Annotated in this window: 1 rRNA gene; it reads right to left on the reverse strand. The window is 53.7% G+C overall.

From position 1 onward, the window contains the following. Positions 1–1,350: ribosomal RNA gene (locus tag AB0G08_RS30140) — 23S ribosomal RNA — on the reverse strand; the annotation flags it as partial. Positions 1,351–1,535: the final 185 nt, after the last annotated feature.

The following is a 1,535-nucleotide window of genomic DNA, read 5'->3' on the forward strand; positions in this document are numbered from 1 at the left end:
TGAGGGCGAGGTATGGGTGGGACGCTTGAGCGCCATCCATTTTCAGGGCTAGTACATTCGGCAGGTGAGTTGTTACACAGTCCTTAGCGGATTCCGACTTCCATGGCCACCGTCCTGCTGTCAAGATGTACTAACACCTTTTGTGGTGTCTGATGAGCGTCCACTCCGGCACCTTAACCTCGCGTTCGGTTCATCCCGCATCGCCAGTTCTGCTTACCAAAAATGGCCCACTAGTGTTGTTCATTCGAATGCCCACGTTCAATTAAGTAACAAGGGCTTCTTACATATTTAAAGTTTGAGAATGGATGAAGGCTATATAGCGCCCCCGAGTCCCTAATCATTCGCTTTACCTCATAAAACTGAGTTCAACACTGCTATCCTGAGGGAAACTTCGGCGGAAACCAGCTACTAGAAGGTTCGATTAGTCTTTCGCCCCCATGCCCATATTTGACGATCGATTTGCACGTCAGAACCGCTGCGAGCCTCCACCAGAGTTTCCTCTGGCTTCACCCTATACAGGCATAGTTCACCTTCTTTCGGGTCCGGCCCCGTATGCTCTTACTCAAATCCATCCGAGAACATCAGGATCGGTCGGTGATGCGCCGAAGCTCTCACCTGCGTTCACTTTCATTACGCGTAGGGGTTTTACACCCGAACACTCGCATACGAAGACGACTCCTTGGTCCGTGTTTCAAGACGGGTCGCTGATGACCATTACGCCAGCATCCTTGCGGAGCGCGTACCTCAGTCCGGCGCAGGGTATTACACAACGGGCTATAACACTCCCCGAGGGGAGCCACATTCCCGAAGCCTTTATCCCCCGCGCCAAACTGATGCTGGCCTGTGCCCGGCAAAGTGCACCAGCGAGAACGCTGGATGATTCACCGGGCCCAAGTCTGGTCATAGGCGCTTCCCTTTCAACAATTTCACGTACTTTTTAACCCTCTTTTCAAAGTGCTTTTCATCTTTCGATCACTCTACTTGTGCGCTATCGGTCTCTGGCCGGTATTTAGCTTTAGAAGACATATACCTCCCATTTTGAGCAGCATTCCCAAACTACTCGACTCGTCGAAGGAGCTTTACATAGGCTTGGCATCCGACCAGACGGGGCTCTCACCCTCTGTGGCGTCCCGTTCCAGGGAACTCGGAAGGCGCCTCGCCAAAAGCATCCTCTACAAATTACAACTCGGGCCCTGGGGACCAGATTTCAAATTTGAGCTGTTGCCGCTTCACTCGCCGTTACTGGGGCAATCCCTGTTGGTTTCTTTTCCTCCGCTTATTGATATGCTTAAGTTCAGCGGGTATTCCTACCTGATTCGAGGTCAACATTCGGAAGGTGGGGTGTTTAACGGCGTGGCCGCGCCCGGGTCCCGGTGCGAGTGGATATTACTACGCAGAGGTCGCCGCGGACGGGCCGCCACTCCATTTCGGGGCCGGCGGTGTTAGCGCCGGGTCCCCAACGCCGGGCTCTCCCAAAAAGAGGGGAGCTCGAGGGTTGAAATGACGCTCGAACAGGCATGCCCGCCAGAATTCTG

Source organism: Micromonospora sp. NPDC023644, from assembly GCF_040640115.1.
Lineage (GTDB): Bacteria > Actinomycetota > Actinomycetes > Mycobacteriales > Micromonosporaceae > Micromonospora.